Source organism: Streptomyces sp. NPDC101225, assembly GCF_044767585.1.
In the GTDB taxonomy this organism is placed as follows: domain Bacteria; phylum Actinomycetota; class Actinomycetes; order Streptomycetales; family Streptomycetaceae; genus Streptomyces.
The window spans coordinates 1-20,022 of sequence record NZ_JBIWOE010000017.1 but is presented as its reverse complement, the minus strand read 5'-3'; the positions used below and the strand labels follow the sequence as shown (position 1 = coordinate 20,022).

13 protein-coding genes, 1 tRNA gene and 1 rRNA gene are annotated in these 20,022 nt (G+C 70.1%); 3 read left to right on the top strand and 12 right to left on the bottom strand.

Annotated features, from left to right (window positions below; genetic code table 11):
* The first annotated feature begins 76 nt into the window (after positions 1 to 76).
* Together ACIRPX_RS23360 and ACIRPX_RS23355 are read left to right on the top strand one after the other, a co-directional pair.
* The gene (locus tag ACIRPX_RS23360; protein ID WP_404197757.1) at positions 77 to 913 is read left to right on the top strand and encodes an Fpg/Nei family DNA glycosylase; all 837 of its coding nucleotides are present in this window, start codon (positions 77 to 79) and stop codon (positions 911 to 913) included.
* A gap of 32 nt (positions 914 to 945) precedes the next feature.
* On the top strand, positions 946 to 1,710 hold the full coding sequence (locus tag ACIRPX_RS23355; RefSeq protein ID WP_404197754.1) for an SDR family NAD(P)-dependent oxidoreductase: 765 nt from the start codon (positions 946 to 948) through the stop codon (positions 1,708 to 1,710).
* Here the strand turns inward: ACIRPX_RS23355 and ACIRPX_RS23350 are convergent.
* The 9 genes from ACIRPX_RS23350 to ACIRPX_RS23310 all read right to left on the bottom strand — a co-directional run bounded on the left by ACIRPX_RS23350 (position 1,658) and on the right by ACIRPX_RS23310 (position 15,800).
* Positions 1,658 to 1,936: a hypothetical protein gene (locus ACIRPX_RS23350; protein WP_404197751.1), complete on the bottom strand. Its 279-nt coding sequence runs from the start codon at positions 1,934 to 1,936 to the stop codon at positions 1,658 to 1,660. The two genes, ACIRPX_RS23355 and ACIRPX_RS23350, sit on opposite strands and share 53 nt — an antisense overlap.
* A 252-nt stretch (positions 1,937 to 2,188) precedes the next feature.
* The gene (locus ACIRPX_RS23345; RefSeq protein ID WP_016432287.1) at positions 2,189 to 2,563 is read right to left on the bottom strand and encodes a helix-turn-helix domain-containing protein; all 375 of its coding nucleotides are present in this window, start codon (positions 2,561 to 2,563) and stop codon (positions 2,189 to 2,191) included.
* A gap of 109 nt (positions 2,564 to 2,672) precedes the next feature.
* On the bottom strand, positions 2,673 to 3,218 hold the full coding sequence (locus tag ACIRPX_RS23340; RefSeq protein ID WP_404197748.1) for a CinA family protein: 546 nt from the start codon (positions 3,216 to 3,218) through the stop codon (positions 2,673 to 2,675).
* Entirely contained in the window at positions 3,215 to 3,934 is a 720-nt protein-coding gene (gene pgsA, locus ACIRPX_RS23335; protein ID WP_404197745.1) for a CDP-diacylglycerol--glycerol-3-phosphate 3-phosphatidyltransferase, read from the bottom strand. The genes ACIRPX_RS23340 and pgsA overlap by 4 nt, the downstream gene beginning before the upstream one ends.
* The gene (rimO, locus tag ACIRPX_RS23330) at positions 3,931 to 5,400 is read right to left on the bottom strand and encodes a 30S ribosomal protein S12 methylthiotransferase RimO (protein ID WP_404197742.1); all 1,470 of its coding nucleotides are present in this window, start codon (positions 5,398 to 5,400) and stop codon (positions 3,931 to 3,933) included. The genes pgsA and rimO overlap by 4 nt, the downstream gene beginning before the upstream one ends.
* 83 nt (positions 5,401 to 5,483) lie before the next feature.
* A complete protein-coding gene (locus tag ACIRPX_RS23325) occupies positions 5,484 to 6,323 on the bottom strand; it encodes a helix-turn-helix domain-containing protein (RefSeq protein ID WP_404197739.1) in 840 nt (279 codons plus the stop codon).
* A gap of 244 nt (positions 6,324 to 6,567) precedes the next feature.
* Positions 6,568 to 9,279: a DNA translocase FtsK gene (locus ACIRPX_RS23320; RefSeq protein WP_404197737.1), complete on the bottom strand. Its 2,712-nt coding sequence runs from the start codon at positions 9,277 to 9,279 to the stop codon at positions 6,568 to 6,570.
* A gap of 124 nt (positions 9,280 to 9,403) precedes the next feature.
* Complete coding sequence (locus tag ACIRPX_RS23315; protein WP_404197734.1) at positions 9,404 to 10,084, bottom strand: two-component system response regulator; 681 nt, start codon at positions 10,082 to 10,084, stop codon at positions 9,404 to 9,406.
* Positions 10,085 to 10,328: 244 nt separating this feature from the next.
* On the bottom strand, positions 10,329 to 15,800 hold the full coding sequence (locus ACIRPX_RS23310; RefSeq protein WP_404197731.1) for a HAMP domain-containing protein: 5,472 nt from the start codon (positions 15,798 to 15,800) through the stop codon (positions 10,329 to 10,331).
* 375 nt (positions 15,801 to 16,175) lie between these two features.
* On the opposite strand from ACIRPX_RS23310, the gene ACIRPX_RS23305 reads away from it, so the two are divergent.
* Entirely contained in the window at positions 16,176 to 18,929 is a 2,754-nt protein-coding gene (locus ACIRPX_RS23305; protein WP_404197727.1) for a SpoIIE family protein phosphatase, read from the top strand.
* Between the two features lie 50 nt (positions 18,930 to 18,979).
* On the opposite strand, the gene ACIRPX_RS23300 is transcribed toward ACIRPX_RS23305, so the two are convergent.
* The 3 genes from ACIRPX_RS23300 to rrf all read right to left on the bottom strand — a co-directional run.
* Positions 18,980 to 19,055, bottom strand: a tRNA-Thr gene (locus ACIRPX_RS23300).
* 95 nt (positions 19,056 to 19,150) lie between these two features.
* Positions 19,151 to 19,813, bottom strand: coding sequence for a DegT/DnrJ/EryC1/StrS family aminotransferase (locus tag ACIRPX_RS23295; RefSeq protein ID WP_404198110.1), 663 nt, complete (start codon positions 19,811 to 19,813; stop codon positions 19,151 to 19,153).
* Positions 19,814 to 19,927: 114 nt separating this feature from the next.
* Positions 19,928 to 20,022, bottom strand: a 5S ribosomal RNA gene (gene rrf / locus ACIRPX_RS23290); the annotation flags it as partial.

Below are 20,022 nucleotides of genomic sequence, written 5' to 3'. Positions count from 1 at the left end.
CCGGCAGGCACCACCACCGCCCACCGCCCCCGATCACCCGTCACCGCACGGGCGCACACCGTGCAACCCTTGACCCATGCCCGAAGGCGACACGGTCTGGCAGGCCGCGAGGCGACTGCACGCCGCCCTCGCGGGCAAGGTGCTGACCCGCAGTGATCTCCGGGTGCCCCGGTTCGCGACCGCGGACCTCACGGGCCGCACCGTCCTGGACGTCACCCCGCGCGGCAAACACCTGCTGACCCGTATCGAGGGCGGCCTGACGCTGCACTCCCACCTGAAGATGGACGGCTCCTGGAAGGTGTTCGCCCACGGCCGGCGCTGGACCGGCGGCCCCTCCCACCAGATCCGCGCCATCCTGGGCACCGCGGAGCTCACCGCGGTGGGCTATCGCCTCCCCGTCCTGGAGCTGATGCGGAGCTCCGACGAACAGCGCGTCGTCGGCCATCTCGGCCCCGACCTCCTCGGCCCGGACTGGGACCCGGAGCAGGCGCTCGCCAACCTCCTCGCCGACCCCGGCCGCCCCCTCGGCGAGGCCCTGCTCGACCAGCGCAATCTCGCCGGGATCGGCAACGTCTACAAGAGCGAGCTCTGCTTCCTGCTGGGCATCACCCCATGGCTCCCCGTCGGCGCTCTGCCCGCCGGCCGCGCCGCGAAACTGCCCGAGGTGGCCAAGAAGCTCCTGGAGGCCAACCGCGACCGCCCGGTCCGCACGACGACGGGCCGCCGCGGCCAGGACCTGTTCGTCTACGGCCGCGCACCCCGCCCCTGCCTGCGCTGCCACACCTCGATCCGCGCCGCCGAGCAGGGTGACGGCTCCCGCGAGCGCCCCACCTACTGGTGCCCGCACTGCCAGACGGGACCGGCCCCGGACGCCTCCCGCGGCTCCAGAACTCCACGCCGTACGACTAATTGACGACTCGTCAGAAACCCTCGTACGGTCCCTGCATGCCCGTCAAGGCGTACGACCTCACCGGACGCACCGCATTCGTCACCGGGGCCGCCGGCGGCATCGGCCGCGCCACGGCCGTACTGCTCGCCGAAGCCGGCGCCACCGTCCACTGCGCCGACCGCGACGCGGAGGGCCTGCACGAGACGGCGACACTCGTCAAGGACGGCGGCGGCACCGCCCGCACCCACCGGCTCGACGTCACCGACCGGGCGCAGCTCGGACAGGCCGTCGAATCCTGCGAGCGCCTGGACGTGATGGCCGCGATCGCCGGGATCATGCACACCGGCCCGGTCCTGGAGACCCGGGACGAGGATCTCGACCGGGTGCTGAGCGTCAACTTCAAAGGGGTGCTGTACGCCTGCCAGGAGGCCGTACGCCGGATGCTCGGGGCGAGGACCGGCGGCAGCATCGTCACCATGGCGTCCGGCGCCGTCGACACCGGCCGTCCCGGACTGCTCTGCTACGGCGTGGCCAAGGCGGCCGTCGTCCAGCTGACGAAGACCCTGGCGAACGAGGTGGGCCGGCACGGGATCCGGGTCAACGCGGTCGCGCCGGGCTGGATCCGCACCCCCATGACCGACCGCCACGGGGTCGAGGCCCAGGCGCAGACCGAGGCGGCCATGGCCCGCATGGCGCCGCTGGGCCGGGTCGGCGAGCCGGCGGACGTGGCGCACACCGTGCTGTATCTGGCCTCCGACGCGTCGTCCTTCACCACGGGCCAGATCCTGCGCCCGAACGGCGGGGTGGCGATGCCGTGGTAGCCCGGGCCGCCCGCCAGGCGTCCCGCCAGCGTTCCGGTCCCACGGCCCCGGCCGCCCGCGCCTTCGGCACGCAGTGCACCGGCAGCAGGCTCAGCCCCCATCCCCCGGCGGCGACCGCTCCCTCCAGGACTCCGGCGCCGGGCGCGAACGCCAGCCGCAGCACGGCCCACCACCACAGCGCCCCGAGCCCGAGAACCGCCCCCCGGCGCACTATCGGCCGTGCCATGGACGCCACCTCCAGCCCCGAAGCCAGACCGCCTTCACCCTCAGGGAGGGCGCACCGACGGCATACGGGCGCAACACACCGCAGGTCTCCACGATGACCGCCCCCGGCCGCACCGGCAAACGGACCGGAAGGTGGGTGGAAGGTCTCCCGGAAACGCGAAAACCCCGACCGCTCCTCTCCAGTTCCCCCTGGAGAGACCCCGGCCGGGGCCTTGCACGTGCACGTCGGTTCACGCAGCCACGCGCGTGATCGTCACGCGGCGACCACGTCCACCGCCTCGGCGGGCGCCTTGATGGTCACCCGTTCCGGTGGCACACCGGTCACCGACACGGAACCCAGCATCGGGCGAACCGGCGCGGGCACAGACTCGGTGGCCGCAGCAGACTGGGCCAGCTCGGCGAGGGCGAGCTCGTCGCTCACTTCCCGCATGAGCTCGGACATCCGTACGTCCAGCGCGTCGCAGATGGCGGAGAGCAGCTCGGAGGAAGCCTCCTTCTGCCCCCGCTCCACCTCGGAGAGATAGCCGAGCGAAACTCGGGCGGACGAGGAGACTTCGCGCAGAGTACGGCCCTGGCGCTGGCGCTGCCGACGCAGCACGTCACCCAGCAGGCGACGGAGCAGAATCATCGGTGGCTCCCTCCTCGGACCGCGTAACCGCATCCTTCACGCCCCACCGTACCGCCTCGCGCTGCGGCCGTGCGGGGAGCGATGTCGTGTTCACTCAGGGCTGCAAACATCAAAACCCCCCGTTCTGTTCCGTATCCTGTGCCAGCTCATTCCCGGTCTGTTCGCCCGCAAGCTCCTTCAGAAGCAGTGCGAGTACGCTCCGTACACTCTCCATACGAATTTCCGCACGGTCGCCGTTCAACCGCAGGGCCTCCACTTTTCCGCCACCGGCAGAATCGGCATCGCCTCCGAAGGGGCCGGCCACGGCCACGAACACCGTCCCGACGGGCTTGCCGTCCTGCGGTTCCGGGCCCGCCACACCGGTGGTCGCAAGACCCCAGTCGGCGCCGAGCGCCTTGCGCACTCCGGCCGCCATCTGGGCCGCGACCTGCGGATCCACCGCTCCTCGCCGGGCGAGCAGCGAGGCGTCGACGCCCAGCAGCTCATGCTTGAGTTCGGTGGCGTAGGCCGTCACCGCACCACGGAAGGCCTTGGAGGCCCCGGGCACCGTTGTGATGTCCGCCGCAACCAGTCCGCCGGTGAGCGACTCGGCGACGGCGAGGGTCTCGCCCCTCACTGTCAGTAGTCGCACCACGTCGGCAGCCGGAGAACTCACCCTTCCGTCTCTCCCAACGCGGCCTTGCGCTCCTCGATTCCCTGCCTGCGCAGCACAATGGCCTGTCTCACATAGTCGAGACCGGTCACCACGGTCAGGACGACCGCGGCCGCCATGACCCACCACCTCAGCGTGGCCAGCCAGCCGGTCAGGGCCAGGACGTACATTCCGACGGCCACGCCCTGGACGAGCGTCTTGAGCTTGCCGCCGCGGCTGGCCGGGATGACGCCGTACCGGATGACCAGGAAACGCATCAGTGTGATGCCCAGTTCCCGGCCGAGGATGACGATGGTCACCCACCACGGCAGATCGCCGAGCCCGGAGAGACAGATCAGCGCCGCGCCCATGATCGCCTTGTCGGCGATCGGGTCGGCGATCTTCCCGAAATCGGTGACGAGGTTGTAGGTGCGCGCCAGGTGGCCGTCGAACAGGTCGGTGATCATGGCGATGGCGAAGGCGGCCCAGGCGAGCGAGCGCCATGCCGGGTCGTACCCGCCGTCGGCCAGCATCAGCGCGACGAAGCCGGGCACCAGCAGCAGCCGGAGCATGGTGAGCAGGTTGGCGACGTTCCAGACGCTGGCCTGGTTCACGGCCGCGGCCGCCAGCTTCGCGCCCCTGGGTGACCTGTCCGCCTGCCGGTCGGAGGCGGCGGTGCCGGGCGCGGAGGACTCCGCCTTGGAGGAGCCGTTCGCCGCCGATGCCGGTACTCCGGTCATCTGCCCGCCTCCTCACTCCATCCGAGCGGGCCCGTCAGCGGCTCGGCGACCAGGTCGACACCCTCCGTACCGACCACCTTCGCCTCGACGATACGGCCCGGCTCGAGACCCGCGCCGCTCGTCAGCAGCACCTGCCCGTCCGTCTCCGGCGCCTGGTGCGCACCACGGCCGTAGACGCCGTCCTCGTCCACCGACTCCACGAGCACGTGCACCGTCTCGCCCACACGCTCCTCGGAGCGCTGCGAGACCAGTTCCTCGGCCAGCCGGGAGACGCGTGCCAGCCGCTCGGCCACGACGTCCTCGTCCAGCTTGTTCTCGTACGTCGCCGCCTCCGTGCCCTCCTCGTCGGAGTAGCCGAAGACGCCGATGGCGTCCAGCCGCGCGCCGTTCAGGAACCGCTCCAGCTCCGCCAGGTCGGCCTCGCTCTCGCCCGGGAAGCCGACGATGAAGTTCGAGCGGACGCCCGCCTGGGGCGCCTTGCCGCGGATGGTGTCGAGCAGCTCCAGGAAGCGGTCGGTGTCGCCGAAGCGGCGCATGGCACGCAGCACGCCGGGCGCGGAGTGCTGGAAGGAGAGGTCGAAGTAGGGGGCGACCTTCGGCGTGGAGGTCAGCACGTCGATCAGGCCCGGGCGCATCTCGGCAGGCTGGAGGTAGCTGACCCGCACCCGCTCGATGCCGTCGACCTCCGCCAGCTCCGGCAGCAGCGACTCCAGCAGCCGGATGTCGCCCAGGTCCTTGCCGTAGGAGGTGTTGTTCTCGGAGACCAGCATGATCTCCTTCACGCCCTGCTCGGCCAGCCAGCGCGTCTCGTTCAGCACGTCGCTCGGGCGGCGGGAGATGAACGAGCCGCGGAAGGACGGGATGGCGCAGAAGGAGCAGCGCCGGTCGCAGCCGGAGGCGAGCTTCACCGAGGCGACCGGGGAGCCGTCCAGCCGGCGGCGCAGGGGCGCGCGGGGGCCGGAGGCGGGCGCCAGCCCCTCCGGCAGGTCCGCGGGGCCGTGCCCGGGCAGCGCGACCTCGGCCGCGGACTCCTGGCGCTCGGCGGGGCTGATCGGCAGGAGCTTGCGCCGGTCGCGCGGAGTGTGGGAGGCGTGGATGCCGCCGCCGAGGATGGTCCGCAGGCGGTCGGAGATGTCCGTGTAGTCGTCGAAGCCGAGCACGCCGTCGGCCTCGGGGAGGGCCTCGGCGAGCTCCTTGCCGTACCGCTCGGCCATGCAGCCCACCGCCACGACGGCCTGGGTTCTGCCCTGTCCCTTGAGGTCGTTGGCCTCCAGGAGGGCGTCGACGGAGTCCTTCTTGGCGGCCTCGACGAAGCCACAGGTGTTGACGACCGCGACGTCCGCTTCCGCGGCGTCCTCCACGAGGTCCCAGCCGTCCGCCTCCAAGCGGCCTGCGAGCTCCTCCGAGTCCACCTCGTTACGGGCGCAGCCAAGGGTGACGAGTGCGACGGTACGGCGTTCAGGCATGCGCTCAAGACTACTTTGTCTCTCCGACAGCCCACGTCGACGGGGCTGGCGATCCTCGCCGGCCCCGCCGCACCCGGCACGCCCTAGCCGACCTGCGGGTCGCCCTTGGTGTACGTCAGGCGCTCGACCGCGCCGGGCTGGAAGTCGTTCTCGACCTTCTTGCCGTTGACGTAGAGCTGGATCGAGCCCGCGTCGCCGAGGACGAGGTTGATCTTCTCGCTGTCCTGGAAGGTCTTGGAGTCGCCCTGCTTGAGGAGTCCGTCGAACAGGAGCCGGCCGTTGTGGTCCTTGGCCGAGATCCAGCTGCGGCCGTCGGCGGCGCTCACCTGGACGGTCACCTTGTCCTGGGGTGCGGCCGCGATGGCGCTGTCCGACGGGTCCGTCTTCGGCTTGCCGGACTTGGTCTCCTTGGGCGTGGGCGAGGCGGACTTGCTGGTCGTGGGCGTCGACCCCTCGGCGACCTGCGTCTTGCCGCCACCGTCGTCGCCGCCCTTGAACGCGGTGAACCCGACGAAGCCGACCACGGCGACGATCGCGGCGACCATGGCCGCGGTCCAGTTGGGCCCGCGCCGCTCGGGGCGGATGCGTTCCGCCTCGAAGAGGGGGGCCGCCGGGGTCGGCGCCGGCCGGCCGCCGTGTTCGGCGTCGTACTGCGCCAGCAGCGGGGCCGGATCGAGATGGACGGCCTTGGCCAGGGTCCGGATGTGGCCCCGGGCGTACACGTCTCCGCCGCACGGGGCGAAGTCGTCCGCCTCGATGGCGTGCACGATCGAGATGCGGACCCGGGTGGCGTTGGTGACGTCGTCGACGGTCAGCCCGGCTGTGATACGGGCCTGCCGGAGGGCATGGCCGATGGAGGGGCGGGCTTCCTCGCGATCGTCTTCGAACGGACGCTCGTCTTCAGGAGAGTTGCCGATGGACACGGGGGCGCCTTTCGAGCGTTTAGCCACCTGTGCTGGAGGTTCAGTCTATGGGGGGTACAAATGGGTGGGGCAACCGGGCGGTGGAGCTTGTTAGCCCATCGGTATGGCCGGACACGCCGATGGTGGTGTACACGCTTGTCACTTCCCTCAACTTGACGTACGCCACAGGGAAACGGTTGCTCGATGATCCCTTACGGGTGAGTCACGATCGAGCATCGCCCGTCCCTCTGATCCATCCTCACCCTCAAGCCTCCCCGCGGATCACCGCGAGCACTCCGTCCAGCTCGTCAGGCTTCACAAGAACGTCACGAGCCTTCGAACCCTCGCTGGGCCCGACGATGTTCCTCGACTCCATGAGGTCCATGAGCCGGCCGGCCTTGGCGAAGCCGACGCGCAGCTTGCGCTGGAGCATGGACGTCGACCCGAACTGGGTGGAGACCACCAGCTCGGCGGCCTGGCACAGCAGGTCGAGGTCGTCGCCGATCTCCTCGTCGATCTCCTTCTTCTGCTTGGTGCCCACGGTGACGTCGTCCCGGAAGACCGGCGCCATCTGGTCCTTGCAGTGCCGGACGACGGCCGCGACCTCCTCCTCGGTCACGAAGGCGCCCTGCATACGGGTCGGCTTGTTCGCGCCCATCGGCAGGAACAGCCCGTCGCCCTTGCCGATCAGCTTCTCGGCACCGGGCTGGTCGAGGATGACCCGGCTGTCGGCGAGCGAGGAGGTGGCGAAGGCGAGCCGCGAGGGCACGTTCGCCTTGATCAGACCGGTCACGACGTCGACCGAAGGCCGCTGCGTGGCCAGCACCAGGTGGATGCCGGCCGCCCGCGCGAGCTGCGTGATGCGCACGATCGCGTCCTCGACGTCGCGCGGGGCGACCATCATCAGGTCGGCGAGCTCGTCGACGATCACCAGCAGATACGGGTAGGGCTGGAGTTCGCGCTCACTGCCCTCCGGCGGCTTCACCTTGCCGTCGCGCACGGCCACGTTGAAGTCGTCGATGTGCCGGAATCCGTACGCCGCGAGGTCGTCGTAGCGCAGGTCCATCTCCCGTACGACCCACTGGAGTGCCTCGGCGGCGCGCTTCGGGTTGGTGATGATCGGCGTGATGAGGTGCGGAATGCCTTCGTAGGCGGTCAGTTCGACCCGCTTGGGGTCGACCAGGACCATGCGGACGTCCTCGGGAGTCGCGCGGACCATGACGGAGGTGATCAGGCAGTTGATGCACGACGACTTGCCCGAACCGGTGGCTCCGGCCACCAGCACGTGCGGCATCTTCGCCAGGTTGGCCATCACGTAGCCGCCCTCGACGTCCTTGCCGAGCGCGACCAGCATCGGGTGGTCGTCCTCCGCGGCGGCCGCGAGGCGCAGCACGTCGCCGAGGTTGACCATCTCCCGGTCGGTGTTGGGGATTTCGATGCCGACCGCGGACTTGCCCGGGATCGGGCTGATGATCCGCACGTCGGGGCTGGCGACGGCGTAGGCGATGTTCTTCGTCAGCGCGGTGATCCGCTCGACCTTCACGGCGGGGCCGAGCTCGACCTCGTAGCGCGTGACCGTCGGCCCGCGGGTGAAGCCGGTGACGGAGGCGTCGACCTTGAACTCGGAGAAGACGTTCGTGAGCGAGGCGACGATCGCGTCGTTGGCGGCGCTGCGCGCCTTGCCGGGGCCACCCCGCTCGAGGAGGTCGAGCGAGGGCAGCGAGTAGGTGATGTCCCCGGACAGCTGGAGCTGCTCGGCGCGCGGCGGCAGGTCACCGGGCGCCTCGGGCGCGGGCTTGGTGAGGTCCGCGACCTCGACCTTCAGCTTCTCCTGCTTGGGACGGGCCGCCGGAACGGCCTTCGCGGCCGGCGCGGGTGTCGGTGTCGGTGTGCTCTCCTCGCGGTCCCCGGCGCTCACGCCCTGGGTGAGGTCGGCGACGATCGGCGAGGGCGGCATCCCGTGCATGACCGCGCCGTCGAGCGCCGCGGCGGCCGCCGCGGCGACGTCCACGGCGTCCATGGGGCGCGCCATGTCCGGCTGCGGCACCGCGGAACGCCTGGGGCGGCCACGGCGCTTGGAGAGGGCCTCCTGCTCCGCCGCGTCGGGATCGTAGGACTCCGGGGCCGGACCGCGTTTGCGCGGGCGCGCGGGCAGCCCGTCGCGCCACTGGTCGTCGTAGCGCCGGTCGTCCTCGGTGAAGTCGTCGTCCTCCGGGTCGTGCAGGACGCCGAGTTTCACGCCGAGCAGCCGCAGCCGCTGCGGGATGGCGTTGACCGGCGTCGCCGTGACGACGAGCAGACCGAACACCGTCAGCAGCACGAGCAGCGGTACGGCGAGCACCTCGCCCATGGTGTACGTCAGCGGGGTCGCCGCGCCCCAGCCGATGAGCCCGCCCGCGTCCCGTATGGCCTGCATGCCGTCGCTGCGCGCGGGCGCGCCGCAGGCGATGTGGACCTGGCCGAGCACGCCGATGACGAGCGCGGACAGGCCGATCACGATGCGGCCGTTGGCCTCGGGCTGCTCGGGGTGCCGGATGAAGCGCACGGCGATGAGCGCGAGCAGGATCGGCACCAGCAGATCGAGCCGGCCGAAGGCGCCGGTCACCAGGATCTCGACGAGATCGCCGACCGGACCGCGCAGATCGGCCCAGGTGCCCGCGGCCACGATCAGCGCGATGCCGAACAGCAGCAGTGCGACACCGTCCTTGCGGTGCGCCGGGTCGAGGTTCTTGGCGCCGTTCCCTATCCCGCGGAACACGGCGCCGACGGCGTGCGCGAGGCCCAGCCAGAGGGCGCGCACGAGCCGGTAGATGCCGCCGGTCGGACTCGGCGCCGGCTTCGGGGGCGCCGCCTTCTTCGCGGCGGGTTTCCTGGCGGGCGCCTTCTTTGCCGGAGCCTTCTTCGCGGCGGCCTTCTTCGCCGGTGCCGCCGCCTTCTTCGCGGGCTGCTTCTTGGCAGCGGAGGGACGTGAGGCCATAGGTGCGAGGTTACCGGTGGAGACGGCGACGGACACGTGTGCCCGGTGCTTCACCCGTTCGTGTCGCCCTGGAAGGGGCGCGGAACTGACGCTTCCTCATGGGCAACCGGTCCGCGCCGAAACGTCAGTTCTGCGAGGACACCGACGAGGCGCTGCCGGCGCCCGGCTCCAGGGCGTCCAGCGCCCGCCGCAAACCGGTGAGTTTGCGTTCGAGATGGGCCGCGGTCGCCACCGCCGCCGCATCCGCCGACTCGTCGTCGAGCTGCTTGGACAGCGCCTCGGCCTGCTCCTCGACCGCGGCGAGCCGCGCCGACAGCTCGGCCAGCAGACCCGCCGGCTCCTTCACCTCGCCGACCGCGGCCTTGCCGCCGCCTTCCAACTGGAGCCGCAGCAGCGCCGCCTGCTCCCGCAGCTGGCAGTTCTTCATGTACAGCTCGACGAAGACGGAGACCTTGGCGCGCAGCACCCAGGGGTCGAACGGCTTCGAGATGTAGTCCACCGCGCCGGCCGCATACCCGCGGAAGGTGTGGTGGGGGCCGTGATTGATCGCCGTGAGGAAGATGATCGGGATGTCCCGGGTCCGTTCTCGCCGCTTGATGTGCGCGGCTGTCTCGAAGCCGTCCATGCCCGGCATCTGGACGTCCAGCAGAATGACCGCGAAGTCGTCCGTGAGCAGTGCTTTGAGCGCTTCCTCCCCGGACGATGCCCGCACCAGCGTCTGATCGAGCGCAGAGAGGATGGCCTCCAGCGCCAGCAGATTCTCCGGCCGGTCATCGACCAGGAGGATCTTGGCCTTCTGCACCATGGCCCGCCCTCCTCGCCCCGGCTGTGCACCGGGCGCCGCCCCTGGGGACGACTCCCTTGCGCCGCCCGTCCTTGTGCCGGTCATCGTAGCCGCACCCCGCTCGTCGCCACACCCTGTCACCGCGATGTCACTGTGCACGTAGCAGAAACGTAGCGGGAGACCAGAAGGTTCCCCGAATCCCGTACTTCTACACGGCATCGGCCACACTGAGTCAGCAACTCCGAGTGAACATCGATGGTTCCCGTCACTCCTCTCGCATCCACTGTTCCATCACCGACAGCAGGTGATCGGGGTCGACCGGTTTGGTCACATAGTCGGAAGCACCCGACTCGATCGCCTTCTCCCGGTCGCCCTTCATCGCCTTCGCCGTCAGCGCGATGATCGGCAGGCCCGCGAACTGCGGCATCCTGCGGATCGCCGTCGTCGTCGCGTACCCGTCCATCTCGGGCATCATGATGTCCATCAGGACGACCGCGACATCGTCGTGCTGCTCCAGGACCTCGATGCCCTCACGGCCGTTCTCGGCGTAGAGCACCGAGAGGCCGTGCTGCTCCAGGACGCTGGTCAACGCGAACACATTACGGATGTCGTCGTCGACGATCAGCACCTTCTGGCCGCCGAACAGGATGCCGCGGTGCGACGGCGGCGCCGCGGCCTTCTGCTCGGCCGACCACTGCTCGGGGGCGGCGGTGAGCTGCTCCGCGTCGAGCCCGTTCCTGCGACGGCGCCGGAAGAGCGCGGCGGCGCCGTTCTGCGTCTCGCGGTACGACTTCACCTCGGCCGGCGTCTCAATCTCCGCCTGGGCGAGCTGGGCCAGGTCCGAGGCGGCCACCAGATCGCCCGCCTCCAGGGCGGGCAGCGCCTGCTGATAGCCCTGCGGCGGCAGTTCGCTCGGATGCAGGGGCAAATACAGCGTGAACGTCGAACCGCGCCCCGGTTCGCTCTGTGCGTGGATCTCACCGCCGAGCAGCTGCGCGATCTCCCGGGAGATCGACAGCCCCAGGCCGGTGCCGCCGTATTTGCGGCTCGTCGTGCCGTCCGCCTGCTTGAACGCCTCGAAGATCACCCGCATCTTGCTGGCGGCGATGCCGATACCGGTGTCCGTCACCGAGAACGCGATCAGGCCCGCGTCCGGATCGCTCAGCGAGCCGGTCTCCAGCAGCTGCTCCTTGATCCCCACCGGGACGTCCCGGTGGGCCGGCCGGATCACCAGCTCGACCGAACCGGAGTCGGTGAACTTCACCGCGTTCGACAGCAGGTTCCGCAGCACCTGCAGCAGCCGCTGCTCGTCGGTGTGCAGCGTGGCGGGCAGCTCGGGCGAGACCCGTACGGACAGGTCCAGGCCCTTCTCCGCGGTCAGCGGCCGGAAGGTGGCCTCCACGTAGTCCACGAGCTGCACGAGCGCGATGCGCGTCGGGGAGACGTCCATCTTGCCCGCCTCGACCTTCGACAGGTCGAGGATGTCGTTGATCAGCTGGAGCAGGTCGGACCCCGCGCCGTGGATGGTCTCGGCGAACTCGACCTGCTTCGGCGTGAGGTTCGCGTCCGCGTTGTCGGCGAGCAACTTGGCCAGAATCAGCAGGGAGTTGAGCGGCGTACGCAGCTCGTGCGACATGTTGGCGAGGAACTCGCTCTTGTAGCGCATGGAGACCGCGAGCTGCTCGGCACGCTCCTCCAGGACCTGCCGCGCCTCCTCGATCTCGGTGTTCTTCACCTCGATGTCACGGTTCTGCTGGGCCAGCAGCTCGGCCTTCTCCTCCAATTCGGCGTTGGACGCCTGGAGGGCCTTCTGCCGGTTCTCCAACTCCGCCGAGCGCTCGCGCAGTTGCTCGGTCAGCTCCTGCGACTGCTTCAGCAGCTGCTCGGTCTTGGTGTTGACCGAGATGGTGTTGACGCTGGTCGCGATCATCTCGGCGATCTGGTTCAGGAAGTCCTTCTGGATCTGCGTGAACGGCGTGAAGGACGCCAGCTCGATGATGCCGAGCACCTTGCCCTCGAACAGCACCGGAAGGACGATCACCTGGGCGGGCGGCGCCTCGCCGAGACCGGAGGAGATCTTCAGATAGCCGCTGGGCGCGTTCTCCACCAGGATCGTGCGCTTCTCCTCGGCGGCCGTCCCGATCAGCGCCTCGCCCGGCCGGAACGACGTCGGCATGGAACCCATCGAGTAGCCGTAGGACCCCAGCATGCGCAGTTCGTACGCGTCCTCGCTCTCGGCGCTGAGGTCCTTGCCGTCCACCAGCGGCATCGCCACGAAGAACGCGCCGTGCTGCGCGGAGACCACCGGCGTCAGCTCGCTCATGATCAGCGAGGCCACGTCCTGCAGGTCGCGCCGGCCCTGCATGAGCGCGGAGATGCGGGCGAGGTTGCCCTTGAGCCAGTCCTGCTCCTTGTTGGCGATCGTGGTGTCGCGCAGGTTGGCGATCATCTTGTTGATGTAGTCCTGCAGCTCCTGGATCTCGCCGGACGCGTCGACGTCGATCTTCAGGTTCAGGTCGCCGCGGGTCACCGCGGTCGCCACGCGCGCGATGGCGCGCACCTGCCGGGTGAGGTTCCCGGCCATCTCGTTCACGGACTCGGTCAGGTCGCGCCAGGTCCCGTCGACGTCACGCACGCGTGCCTGACCGCCGAGCGCACCCTCCGTGCCCACCTCGCGGGCCACCCGGGTGACCTCCTCGGCGAAGCTGGAGAGCTGGTCGACCATCGTGTTGATCGTCGTCTTGAGCTCGAGGATCTCGCCGCGGGCGTCGATGTCGATCTTCTTGGTCAGGTCACCCTTGGCGATGGCCGTGGTGACCATGGCGATGTTGCGCACCTGGCCGGTCAGGTTGGAGGCCATCTGGTTCACCGACTCGGTGAGGTCCTTCCACGTGCCGGACACACCCGGCACGTGCGCCTGGCCGCCGAGGATGCCGTCCGTGCCCACCTCGCGGGCCACCTTGGTGACCTGGTCGGCGAACGAGCTCAGCGTCTTGACCATGGTGTTGAAGGTGTCGGCGAGCTGCGCGACCTCGCCGCGCGCCTCGATCGTCACCGTCCGCGTCAGATCGCCGTTGGCGACCGCCGCCGCCACCTGGGAGATGTTGCGCACCTGCACGGTGAGGTTCTTGGCCATGAGGTTGACGTTGTCGCTGAGGTCCTTCCAGATGCCGACCACGCCCGGCACGTGCGCCTGGCCGCCGAGGATGCCCTCGGTGCCCACCTCGCGGGCCACCCGGGTCACCTGCTCGGCAAAACTGGACAGCTGGTCGACCATCGTGTTGACCGTCGTGACGAGTTCGAGGATCTCGCCCTTCGCGTCGACGGTGATCTTCTTCGACAGGTCGCCCTTGGCGACCGCGGTCGTGACCTCGGCGATGTTGCGCACCTGGATGGTCAGGTTGTTCGCCATGAAGTTCACGGACTGCGTGAGGTCCTTCCAGGTGCCGGAGACGCCCTGGACCTCGGCCTGACCGCCGAGCTGCCCCTCCGTGCCCACCTCGCGGGCGACCCTGGTGACCTCCTCCGCGAACGACGACAGCTGGTCGACCATCGTGTTCAGGGTGTTCTTCAGCTCCAGGATCTCCCCGCGCGCGTCCACTGTGATCTTCTGGGACAGGTCACCGCGGGCCACCGCGGTGGCGACCTGGGCGATGTTGCGCACCTGAGCCGTCAGGTTCCCGGCCATGCCGTTCACCGAGTCCGTCAGGTCCCGCCACACGCCGGCCACGCCCGGCACCTGCGCCTGACCGCCGAGGCGGCCCTCCGTGCCCACCTCGCGGGCCACCCGGGTCACCTGGTCGGCGAACCCGGAGAGCTGGTCGACCATCGTGTTGATGGTGTTCTTCAGCTCCAGGATCTCCCCGCGCGCGTCCACGTCGATCTTCTGCGACAGGTCACCGCGGGCCACCGCGGTCGTGACCTGGGCGATGTTGCGCACCTGAGCCGTCAGGTTCCCGGCCATGCCGTTGACGGAGTCGGTGAGCTCCTTCCAGGTGCCGGCCACGCCCGGTACGACCGCCTGACCGCCGAGGCGGCCCTCGGTGCCCACGTCCCGGGCCATCCGCGTCACCTGGTCGGCGAAGGACGAGAGCTGGTCCACCATCGTGTTCACGGTGTTCTTCAGCTGGAGCATCTCGCCGGAGACGTCGACGGTGACCTTCTGCGACAGATCGCCGTTGGCCACCGCCGTCGTCACCTGGGCGATGTTGCGCACCTGCCCGGTGAGGTTGCGGAACGCGGTGTTGACGGAGTCCGTCAGGTCCTTCCAGGTACCGGCGGCACCCGGCACCTGCGCCTGCCCGCCCAGCTCGCCCTCCACGCCGACCTCGCGCGCCACGCGCGTGACCTCGGAACCGAAGGACGAGAGCTGGTCCACCATCCCGTTGACGGTGTTCTTCAGCTCCAGCATCTCGCCGGCCACGTCGACGGTGACCTTCTGCGACAGATCACCGCTGGCCACCGCCGTGGTCACCGCGGCGATGTCGCGCACCTGGATCGTGAGGTTCCGGAACACCGTGTTGACGGAGTCCGTCAGGTCCTTCCACGTGCCGGCGGCGCCCGGCACGTTCGCCTGGCCGCCCAGCTGCCCCGCGGCGCCCACCTCGTTGGCCACCCGCGTGACCTCGTCCGCGAAGATCCGCAGCGTCTCGGTCATCTGGTTGATCGTGTCCGCGAGCTGCGCGACCTCGCCGCGCGCCGACACGGTGACCTTCTGCGACAGATCGCCGTTGGCCACCGCCGTCGTCACCTGGGAGATCCCGCGCACCTGGGCCGTGAGGTTGCCGGCCATGAGGTTCACCGAATCGGTGAGGTCCTTCCACACGCCGGCCACGCCCGGCACCTGCGCCTGGCCGCCGAGCTCACCCTCGGTGCCCACCTCGCGCGCGACCCGCGTCACCTCGGAGGAGAAGGACGACAGCTGGTCGACCATCGTGTTGACGGTGTTCTTCAGCTCGAGCATCTCGCCGGCGACATGGACGGTGACCTTCCGCGACAGATCACCCTTGGCCACCGCCGTCGTCACCAGGGCGATGTCCCGCACCTGGGCCGTCAGCCGGTACGCCATGGTGTTGACGGAGTCCGTCAGGTCCTTCCAGGAACCCGACATGCCCCGCACGCGTGCCTGTCCGCCCAGCTTGCCCTCGGTGCCCACCTCGCTGGCCACGCGCGTGACCTCGTCGGTGAAGGTCGACAGCTGGTCGACGAGATTGTTGACCGTACGGCCGACCTTGAGGAACTCCCCGCGCAGCGGATGCCCGGTCCCGTCCGGCGCCTGCGTCCGCAGCTCCATGCGCGGCGACAGATCACCCTCGGCCACCGCCGTCAGTACCCGTCCGACCTCGGAGACGGGCCGTACGAGGTCGTCCACGAGGGCGTTGGAGGCCTCGATGGCGGCGACCCAGGAACCCTCGTAGGCGCCCGTCTCCAGCCGCTCCGTGAGCTTGCCCTCGCGGCCCACCATGCGCCGCACCCGGGACAGCTCACCGGCCAGATGCAGATTGCGGTCGGCCACCTCGTTGAAGACCGCCGCGATCTCCGACATCACGCCGTCCCCGGACACCGTGAGCCGCTTGCGGAAGTTGCCGTCGCGCATCGCCACGAGCGCCGCGAGCAGTCGGTTGAGGGACGCCGTGTCCACCGAAGTGGTGCCGCCTCGCGGTTTGCGTTGGTTGCTCAGGGACTGTCCGCCTTTCGCGCGCGTCTTAGTGCCCCGCGTCGCTGCGCCAGACTCCACTGTGTCCCTCCCGCAGGGGTCGACCGTTACTGCTGTGCTCCGGTACTTCCGTTCGGCGTACCAGTTACTGCTGCGCGTTCCTGCCGGATGTACCAGACCGCACCCCGGGCTGCTGCCCACTGCCCAGGGACGTCACTCGGCCTGCCCGGACCTTCACAACAAGCTTGCCCAGTGTTTCACCCTGCTTGAACCCGGCCATAACAGTTCGGCAGCTTCGCACATCGTCCGCACACCCTCTGGGCGGAAACACTGCAGACCGGCATCCGCATGGACGGCGAAGGTAAGTAACCTTGCATGCGGCTGTCCAGCCGCGCCGGTCCGTACGGCCTGGGCGGTGGCAGGAGTACGAGGGGCATCGGAGGGCGGCCGCACAACATGACCACCGGACTGATCCCGGGGGAACAGCCCCCGGACCCCAGGCCGACGGGCGGTCTGCCGCATCAGCGGCACGAGCCGGTCGGCCAGGCAGCCCTGCCCGTCGACAACCGGACGAGGAGTTCTGTGATCACCGCGCGCGCGGCCGCCAGCTTCGAGCCCGTCGGGCGATCGGTCGCGACCGCCCGCTCGTTCGTCCGCGACACTCTCCAGGGCTGGGGCTTCGCCGACATCGTCGACGACGCCGTGGTCCTGACCAGCGAACTCGTCACGAACGCCGTCGTGCACGCGGGCACCTCCGCCGACGTTCTGTGCCTGCGCAGCGACGAGGGCGTACGGATCGAGGTCGCCGACCGCTACCCCGAGCGTGAGATCCCTCTCCAGGGCTCCCCCGCCAACATGGGCAGCCCCGACCGCGAGGGCGGCCGCGGCCTGCAGCTCTGCGCGGCGCTGGCCGGGCGCTGGGGCGTCGAGTACACCCCCACGCACAAGCAGGTCTGGTTCCAGCTCGACCTCCCCGAGCGCGCGGTCGGCACCCGCGCCGCGGGCCCGTCCCTGCCCTCCGCGCTCCTCCCGGTCGCCGACGGCCGGGTCCGCGTCGCCGTCGTCCAGATCGACCGCACCGGCTCCATCACGGCCTGGAACGAGGACGCGGAGGAACTCTTCGGCTACCCGGCCGAACAGGTCACCGGCAAGCCGCTGACCGACCTCGCCGCCTGGCCGCACACGCCGGGCACCAGCACGGGCATCGCGGAGGCGCTCCAACTCTCCCGCTGGGAGGGCAGCTACGGCATCCGGGACGCCGGCGGCCGCGTCATCCCGGTCTACGCCTCGCACCTCCGCGTCCGCGACACGGGCGGCGAGCCCTCCACGGTCTGCCTCCTCGTACGGGACCACGAACGGGCCGTTCTGCAGACGCCGTTGCGCCTGCCGGCGTCGGACACCGTCACCGGCGGCGAGGGCCAGAGCAACGACCCCTTCGAGGTCTTCATCGGCTCCCCCGCCCCGGACGACCTCGACGGCCTCCTGCAACGCACGGTCGAGCGCGCCCGCGACATGCTCGACGGCGACTCCGCCTTCCTGCTCCTCGCGACCGACGACGAGACGGAGTTGGAGGTCCGCGCCTCCACGGGCCTGCCCTCCGCCCGCCAGCGCTTCGCGCGCGTGCCCGTCGAGGCGGGGCCCGGCCGCTACGGCTCGGCCCGCATGCCCGCCGTCCACGACGACCTCTCGGCCGTCCCCGGCGCGGTCCCGCTCCTCGGCGGCACCGGCATGCGCTCGGTCGTCACGGTCCCCCTGAAGGTCGAGGGGCGGCTCACCGGCTCGCTGGGCGTGGCCGCCGAGGGCGCGGGCAGATATTCCAACGAGGAAGCCCTGCGCCTCCAATTCGCCGCCGACCGCATCGCGTTGGCCGTCGAGTCGGCCCGCCTCGGCGAACTGGAGCGCCTGCGCCGCGGCTCCCTGAGCTTCCTCGTCGAGGCCTCCGACCTCCTCGCCGGCACCCTGGACCGCGACCAGACGCTCGCCCTGATGGCGCAGATGACCGTTCCCACCCTCGCCACCTGGTGCGCCGTCTACACCATCGCCGACCAGGCCTCCGAGCCCTACCTGTCGTACGTCCTGCACGAGGACGAGGAACTCATCGACGGCATCAAGTCGTTGCTCTCCAAGGTCGCGCCACCCGACCCGGTACCGACCCCCGGGGCCCGCATCTGGACGGCCCCCGGCGAGGTCGCCCACCAGGCGGCCCTGCGCAGCTCCATGCGCAGCCTGGGCCTCAGCGGCGGCCCGACCCACCAGGTCGCCTCGGGCATCGGCCCCACGCTCGCCACGGCGTCCGCCGTGGGCGGCGAAACGGTCGTCCTCCCCCTGGTCGCCCGCAACCGCGTCATCGGCATGCTGACGCTCGGCAAGCCCACCGACGAACACTTCCGCCAGGAGATCCTGGAACTGGCCGAGGACTTGAGCCGCCGAGCGGCCCTGGCACTGGACAACGCCCGGCTGTACTCGGAGCGCACCGCCATCAGCCAGTCCCTCCAGCGCAGCCTCCTGCCGCCCGAGCTGCCCGAGATCGGCGGCGTCGAGGTCGAGGTCATCTACCGCGCGGCCGGCGAGGGCAACGAGGTCGGCGGCGACTTCTACGACCTCTTCCCGATCAGCGACGGCGCCTACGGCTTCGCCATCGGCGACGTCTGCGGCACGGGCCCGAACGCGGCCGCCGTCACCGGCCTCGCCCGGCACGCCCTGCGTCTGCTGGCCCGTGAGGGCCTCAGCGGCCCGGCGGTCCTGGAGCGACTGAACTCGGCCATTCTGGACGAGGGCGCCCGCAGCCGCTTCCTGACGCTCCTGTACGGCGAGTTGAGGCCGCAGGAGGACGGCAGCGCGGAGCTCAAGGTGGTCTGCGCCGGCCACCCGCTCCCGCTGCGTCTGCGCCAGGACGGCTCGGTCGAGCCGGCCGCCGAGCCCCAGCCGCTCCTCGGCGTCATGGACGACCTGGAACTCTACGAGCAGACGGTCACCCTCGACCCGGGCGACGTCCTGCTCTGCGTGACGGACGGCGTCACGGAGCGCCGCGAGGGCACCCGCATGCTGGGCGACGACGGCCTCACCGACGTTCTCACGACCTGCACGGGCCTGACGGCCGGCGCGGTAGCGGCCCGCATCATGCGCGCGGTGGAGCGCTTCGCCTCCGACGCCCCGTCCGACGACATGGCCATCCTGGCGATGCGGGTACCGGGACTGCACAAGGACTGAGCGACCCGAACACGCGAAAGGCCCCGCCCAATTGGGCGGGGCCTTTCGACTGGAGCCCCCAAACGGAATCGAACCGTTGACCTTCTCCTTACCATGGAGACGCTCTACCGACTGAGCTATAGGGGCCTGTCACCTTTTCGGGTTTCCCCGCGGCAACGGAATAGATCATACCCCGCAGGGACGGGTGCTCCCAACCACCTGGTCCCGTCCCGAAAGCCCGCTCAGAAGGCAGGCTGCAGCAATCCGCCAAGCGCATTGCACGCGCCGACGACTCGCTGCATGTCCCGCTTGGTCAACGCGGCGTCCACCGGCAGCGCGAGCGTCTCGTCGGCGGCCCGCTCGGTCTCCGGCAGCGACACGCAGCGGCGGAATTCCGGCAGCCGATGCACAGGCGTCTTCACCGGCACCCGGGCCTCAACTCCCCTGGCCCGCACGGCCCGGGCGAAGGCGTCCCGATCCGGCCGCCCGTTGCCCGGCACCCGCACCACGTACTGCTGATACGTGTGCCCGTCACCGCCGTCGGGCGTGCGCACCCCCCTCAGTTTGGCGTCGAGATAGGCCGCCCGCTCCCTGCGCTGCGCCACTTCGTCGTACGGCACCTCTGACTCGCCCTGTTCCAGCACGAGGAGCCCGCGCCGCTGCCCCAAGCCGTGCAGCCGCGCGACATCGGCCGGCCGGCCGAAGCGGTGGACGACAACGACCGCCGCCGTCCGCGGAGTTACGGCTGCGTCGGCAGCGGAAGGATCGATGCAGTACGTGACCGGATCTATGTCGGCGAACACCGGCAGCGCTCCGGCCATCGTGACGGCCTGAGCGACCTCGACGTTCCCGAAGGCCGGTACGACGACCTCGTCACCGAGACCCACGCCGGCGGCCCTGAGCAGTGCAGCAGTACCCATACCGCGGATGGTTGTTGCGCAACGTGAACTTCAAGTGACGCAGAACAAAAAAGGGTTGGACCCCGAACCGAAGTTCAGGATCCAACCCTTTGAATAATTGTTCGGCGGCGTCCTACTCTCCCACAGGGTCCCCCCTGCAGTACCATCGGCGCTGTAAGGCTTAGCTTCCGGGTTCGGAATGTAACCGGGCGTTT